This is a genomic window from Candidatus Zixiibacteriota bacterium, from assembly GCA_014728145.1.
Classification (GTDB): Bacteria; Zixibacteria; MSB-5A5; order JAABVY01; family JAABVY01; genus WJMC01.
The window spans coordinates 1-6,309 of record WJMC01000114.1; the positions used below are offsets into that span (position 1 = coordinate 1).

Here is a 6,309-nt window from a genome sequence, read left to right on the forward strand (position 1 = left end):
GACCAGAGGGCAGTCGACATAGATAAGCACGGCGCGGATCTACCGAAGCCTCGGGGACATCATGCCATTCACCGTTATTATCATTTTCTTCTGCAATTTTTCTGATCCTGCCTGCTTGACGGGGCGCCAGGATGGTGAACTTGATATCGTTTTCCGCCATGATATCGAGCGTTTCGAGGTCGACCGCCGTTTCGGGCAACCAGAGCCCTTCCGGGTCACGCCTGAAACGCCTTTTGAAATCATAGATGCCCCACAAAACCTGGGTGCGCTTGTCACGGCTGTTGCAAAGAGGCATGATTGCATGGTTATAAGCCTGCGCCATTGCCGAACCATGGCCGGAGAATCTTTTTCGGCTCTGCCGGTCAGCCTCCAGTATTGCCTCGTAAATCTCGGGATCATGGCACTCCATCCAGGCCAGCAATGTCGGTCCGAAATTGAAACTGATTTTTGCGTAGTTATTCGATATATCTATGATCCTGCGCTCGGAGTCGAGTATATGCGAGGCTGTATTAGGAGCGTAACATTCGGCTGTTATCCGGCTGTTCCAGTCGTGATAGGGATAAGCCGAATCCTGCACCTCGATCGCCTCCAGCCAGGGATTCTCACGAGGGGGCTGATAAAAATGCCCATGTATTACTATGTTTTTTTCCATTTGACTTATCGCTGTTGATAGATTACGAATTGATATGCTTTCAAATTGAGCTTGTCTCCACTATTGAGTGCATCCATCAGGTCGCTTCCCTGACCGCCATAGTTTTCATCGGCGGAATCGATTGCTTTGGTGAGGCCCGTGGTTTTTTCCTGAAGCTCGATTTCTGCCGGCTCGCCTGAATAATTAAAAATAATAATAGTTTTTTCCTCACCCGCTGATCGTTTTATTTTTATCACAGGAATATTCGCCAGTTTTTCGGCATTGCAATTTTTCTTTGCAATGTTCTCAAGGCATTTGTTTTCTTTACGCAGTTTAATCAGGTCCCGGTAGAAATTGAACATAGCTTTATTGTGACCGCTATTAATCTTTGTATAATCCGGACGTGATTTTTCAAAGGTCTCCTCGCTCTGCGGGTCAGGCGGTTCCTGTTCCCAGCCGAAGGCCTTGAATTCACGCTTGCGGCCTTCGCGCACCGCCTCGATCAGATTTTTGTCTGTATGGCTGACGAAATACAGAAAGGGTTTTTCCTCGGCATATTCCTCGCCCATAAACAGCAGTGGTACGTATGGCGCGCTCAATGTCACTCCCGCCGCCAGTTTGAGCGCTTCGTAATCGACCAGCGTGGTCAGCCGTTCCCCCAGCATCCGGTTGCCGACCTGATCATGGTTCTGGATGAAGACCAGCAGCCTGTCACCGAAAACGTCCGCTGAAGAACTGCCGTGCATGCGCTTGCGGTAGTTCGAATAATCCCAGTCGTACACGAAACCTCGATTGAGCGCTTTGACAAGGTCATCGGGCTGGCCGAAATCCTGGTAATACCCGCTGTTCTCGCCGGTCAGAAGCGTGTGCAGGGCGTGATGAAAATCATCCGACCACTGCGCCGGAAGACCGTAGCCGCCATGTTCCTGCGGGCTGATCACCCTGGTGTCATTGAGATCGCTTTCGGCAATCAGGTAGTGCCTGCGATTTTTCTTTTGAGATAGCTCTTCAACCGCTTCAGCCATCTCCCGTAAGATATGTTTCGCGCCGGTATCAAAGATGCCATGAATTGCATCCAGCCGGAGCGCGTCGATATGGTATTTCTCGAACCAGTAGAGAGCGTTGGCGATCACGAAATCGCGAACACCATAGCTGTAAGCATCGTCATAGTTTACAGCCGCTCCCCAGGGGGTGTGATATTTATCTGTAAAAAACGGGCAATACATTGACAGATAATTACCCTCGGGCCCGAGATGGTTGTAAACCACGTCCAGGCAGACCGAGATATCGCGCCTGTGGCACTCGTTGACCAGCAGCTTGAGACCGTCAGGACCGCCATAGCTGTTCTGCACAGCATAGAGATAAGCACCGTCGTAGCCCCAGTTGCGCGCACCGGGAAACTGTGCCACTGGCATGATCTCGAGCGTGTTGACACCCAGCTTCTGCAGATGATCGAGACGCTCTACCGCTCCCGCGAATGTACCCGGACGAGTGAATGTCCCGACATGCGCCTCGTAGAAAATCATCTTTGCCAGTTCAGGCGGGTTATAGCTCGAATCGCTCCAATCGAATTCATCATGATCGACCACAGCCGAGGCCTCATGCACCCCTTCCGGCTGATAAAACGAGGCCGGATCCGGTTTGTCATGTTCTGAGTTGATACGGTACATGTAACGGGAGGAGGGATCGATGCCTTCCACTTCAGCCTGCCACCACCCGAAAGCGTCTTTATTCAGCGGGATTAATTTCTTTTGCGGGGAAACAATTTTCAGTTCGAGCTTTTCGACAGCTGGAGCCCAGACATTGAACTTGCAAGTGTTATTTTTTCTGTTGTAAAAAGCACCCGGCTTCATCCCTGAAATCCTTTAGAACTTCCCTGTACTGACATGGGTGATGACAACACCCGCCTAAAACCAGTTAACAGATCACAATTAGCGATTTATCTCTCTATAACTTATATCGTCACAGTCCATATTTTTTCTATATAAAAACATTGTGATCATGTACTATAATAACATATTATCGATTTAGTTCAGATTAATTAGTCGATACATGATTTTTTGTAACAATCACTTCATATCTGTTGTTAAATGTCCTGACGGCATAAAAATGAAAGAGGGAGTTCATATACAATGAGTTTACATGGAAAGCAAAGTGTAATTCTGGCAATTACTATCATAGCATCACTGCTGTTGATCGGCGAAACGAAACTGTCAGCAGAATGGGTTTTTGATCTCGAGGGCGGTGCAGTCTTCAACGGCTATAACGATGTACGTATCCCTAATGAGACCGGAACCGAAATCTCGCTGGTTGAAGATCTTTCGGCCGAATCACGATTTTTCTTTCGTGGCCGGTTGAGTTATGTAATCGCCGACCGCCATACGATATCGGTTTTCGCGGCGCCGTTACGTATCAATGCAGAAGGCAGAGTTGATCAGCAGGTCGTGTTCGAAGACAGTTCATTCGAGGCCGGCTCACCGTTAAAAGCAGTCTACCGTTTCGATTCCTATCGTGTCACTTACCGTTATCGGCTATACGATCGTCCCGATTTGAAGATCGGTCTCGGTTTCACTGCCAAGCTTCGCGATGCCGCCATCAGCCTCCAGTCGGGCGACAAATTCGAGGAAAAGACCAACACAGGATTTGTTCCGCTCATAAATTTTATGCTGGACTGGAGTTTTTCCGACCGCCTGGGGCTGTTATTGGAAGGTGACGCGCTGGCGGCACCCCAGGGACGAGCCGAGGATTTGCTCTTGGCATTGCGGTACGATTTAACCGGCAGGGTTGCCCTCAAAACCGGGTACCGAATACTGGAGGGCGGTGCGGATGTCGATGAGGTTTACAATTTCGCGTTGTTGCATTATCTGTCGGCCGGGGTAATAATCAGCTTCTAAGCCCGTTCTGAGTGCGAGCCCTTGAACAGCACCCGCTCACCCTCGATCGTCTCCGGCATCATCCTGAGTACCACCAGGGCGGTAATGAAAGACAATGCACCTCCGACCAGAAATGGAAGTTCAAAAAACACCACAGCCAGAATTCCGGCCAGAAGCGGTCCGACGGCAATGCCGAGGCCAAAACCGGTTGTGATCACGCTCATCTGCCGTCCTTCTCCGCCGACTTCGGACAGGTCGGCTACCAAAGCCAGAGCGGGTGCGGCAATCGCGGCCGAGGCAAATCCCTGCACCATACGAATAGCTACCAGTTGCCATAGAGCAGTCACCTCGCCGGTCAGGGCGGTCGTGATTCCGAGAACGATCAGGCCACCGAAAATCAGGGGCTTGCGTCCGAAAACATCGGCCAGCCTCCCCAAAGGTATCTGCAGAAATATGCGGCTCACCATCATCGAACTGAACGCAATACTGAAATAGAACGCGTCGATGGCGAGGCGCCGGTTGAACTCATTTTCCAAAGTTGTCAGCATCGAAAACGAAGTCGCCATAACAAAAGTTGACAGCGAAGCGGCAATGATTCCCGGCCGGAAAAGCTTGCGGTCAAAGATATGGAAACGCTCCTTGATGACGTTTTTATCCGGACGGACATCCCTGACCCAGATTTGCACCATGATCAATCCCATGAAAACAAATGCCGAGCCGGCGTAGAAAGCGGTATTGAAGCCGAAACGGGTCTGCAGAAAACCGCCGATCACAGGGCCGGAAGCGAACCCGATCATGCGCAACATAGAGTAGACACCCATGGAACCGCCACGAGTCCCTTTTTTCGTGATTGCCGTCATAAGTGCCATCGAGGCCGGTATAGTAATCGCCACTCCGACTCCCTGGAGCGAACGCAGGACGATCAGGTCGAGATACTGGTCAGCAAATATATAGAACAGAGTACCTCCTCCCATCAAAACCAATCCAGCCTGAATCATCCGCTTACGGCTTCCCATCCGGTCGCTCAAAGCACCCATCAGGGGTTGAACAATAGAGGCGATGAAGCCATAGATTGAAATCAGTATACCGACCAGGACAGGTACGGAGAAGGGGAGATGCTCCGAGGGCAGTTTGGCGACGTAGAGGGGTAATAGTATAAACAGGATGCTGTTGCCGATTGCTTCGGCCATACGTGCGATCGAAAGCGCCAGCACTCCGGGGTTGACGCCGATCGTCTTGAAGAACCCGTTATCCAGTAACGCGATTACTCACCTCGCTTCAAAAATCAAACTACCATAATAGCTCAAAACTGTGCCATAAGCAAATAATCATTGCTGTATCAAAACCGTCTAACTTATTACCGGGACAGATCGAGGCATTTTATGATAGTTATTTCTACGCAGTCTCAATTGTTTGATAAAAAACTTGATTGCTGTACAATATATTTACATATTATGATCGATTGAGTATAGGGCGGTTGACACCCACGATTTCTGGAATTGATTAAAAGAATCGCTGAGCCTTAAAACTAAGCAATAATTCAACTCGATCGTTTCGTACAAGAATAAAACATGATGACCATCCCCCGCCGCTGTGTCCAGGGGGTCTATGCGAATCTGAAGGGATTTGGACTTGGACGTTCAGGACAGTTCATTTTACAGTTACATTCCTTTTATTGTCTATTTTCTCGGCGTGCTGTTCGTGCTGGGGGTGATGTACGGCTTATCGTATCTTCTCGGCGAACGCCATAGAGACCGCGAAACCGATCTGCCGTACGAGTCCGGAATAAAAACCACCGGTTCGGCGCGCATCCGTTTCTCCGCCAAATTTTATTTAGTGGCCATGCTGTTTGTAATCTTCGATCTGGAGGTTGTATTTATTTTCGCCTGGGCGATTGGCGCACGTGAGCTGGGATGGCCCGGTTACTGGGGCTTAATCATGTTTATAGCAATTCTGGTCGTCGGGTTGATCTACGAGTGGCGGATGGGTGCGATCGACTGGTTGTCATCGGAAATGAAACGTCTGAACCGAAAAGAGATGAATTGATATGCTCAATCTTCATAAGATATCAGAAGGTGAAAAACTGACTTCTGCGGATCTGGCTGACCGCGGATTTGAGGAAAAAGTCCGCGAGAGCGTGATCCTTTCGCGCCTGCAGGACCTGATCGCGTGGGGCAGATCCAACTCTATCTGGCCTTTTAATTTCGGGCTCTCGTGCTGTTTTGTCGAGATGGCTACCAGCCTGACCAGCAAGTTCGATATCGCTCGTTTTGGTGCTGAAGTAATACGCGGTACCCCCCGTGAGGCTGATATGATGGTGATTGCCGGAACGGTCTTTATGAAAATGGCTCCGATTATCCGTCGCTTGTACGACCAGATGATGGAACCGCGCTGGGTTATCTCGATGGGCTCATGCGCTAACTCGGGCGGGATGTACGACATCTACAGCGTCGTGCAGGGTGTCGATAAATTCATGCCGGTCGACCTGTACGTTCCCGGATGTCCGCCTCGCCCGGAGACCTTCATGGAAGGCATCACCCTGCTGAGCAAGACCGCTTCAAAAGAAAAGAGACCGCTGAGCTGGACAATGGGACCGCAGGGACTGATCAAGGGCAAGCCGCCGGCCCTGCGTGATCTCAAAAAAGAACAGCGCAACCGGGTGCGTGATCTGGCCACCATGGACAAGGGCCTCACAACCATCCACTACAACAAGAGGAAAGATATTTGATGCAGAGCTGTGTAACAGACATCAATCGGATTGCCGATCAGCTCCGTGGTAAATTTGACGAGTCGGTGGTTGCCGAA

General features: G+C 50.2%; 6 protein-coding genes. 3 read left to right on the plus strand and 3 right to left on the minus strand.

Annotation, left to right across the window (positions count from 1 at the left end; all coding sequences use genetic code 11):
* Both GF404_07040 and treZ read right to left on the minus strand, forming a co-directional pair.
* Positions 1-652 (minus strand): glycoside hydrolase (locus GF404_07040; protein MBD3381935.1); only part of this gene is annotated, 652 nt, incomplete at its 3' end.
* 5 nt (positions 653-657) lie between these two features.
* A complete protein-coding gene (gene treZ / locus GF404_07045) occupies positions 658-2,484 on the minus strand; it encodes a malto-oligosyltrehalose trehalohydrolase (protein ID MBD3381936.1) in 1,827 nt (608 codons plus the stop codon).
* 279 nt (positions 2,485-2,763) lie between these two features.
* Between treZ and GF404_07050 the strand changes: the two genes are divergently transcribed.
* Entirely contained in the window at positions 2,764-3,525 is a 762-nt protein-coding gene (locus tag GF404_07050; GenBank protein MBD3381937.1) for a hypothetical protein, read from the plus strand.
* On the opposite strand, the gene GF404_07055 is transcribed toward GF404_07050, so the two are convergent.
* Positions 3,522-4,718, minus strand: a complete 1,197-nt coding sequence (locus tag GF404_07055; GenBank protein MBD3381938.1) for an MFS transporter — start codon at positions 4,716-4,718, stop codon at positions 3,522-3,524. The genes GF404_07050 and GF404_07055 overlap by 4 nt on opposite strands.
* Positions 4,719-5,217: 499 nt before the next feature.
* Here GF404_07055 and GF404_07060 point away from each other — a divergent pair, with 499 nt between their 5' ends.
* Together GF404_07060 and GF404_07065 are read left to right on the plus strand one after the other, a co-directional pair.
* Positions 5,218-5,550, plus strand: a complete 333-nt coding sequence (locus tag GF404_07060; GenBank protein MBD3381939.1) for an NADH-quinone oxidoreductase subunit A — start codon at positions 5,218-5,220, stop codon at positions 5,548-5,550.
* Between the two features lies 1 nt (position 5,551).
* A complete protein-coding gene (locus GF404_07065) occupies positions 5,552-6,232 on the plus strand; it encodes an NADH-quinone oxidoreductase subunit B (GenBank protein MBD3381940.1) in 681 nt (226 codons plus the stop codon).
* The last annotated feature ends 77 nt before the right edge of the window (positions 6,233-6,309 follow it).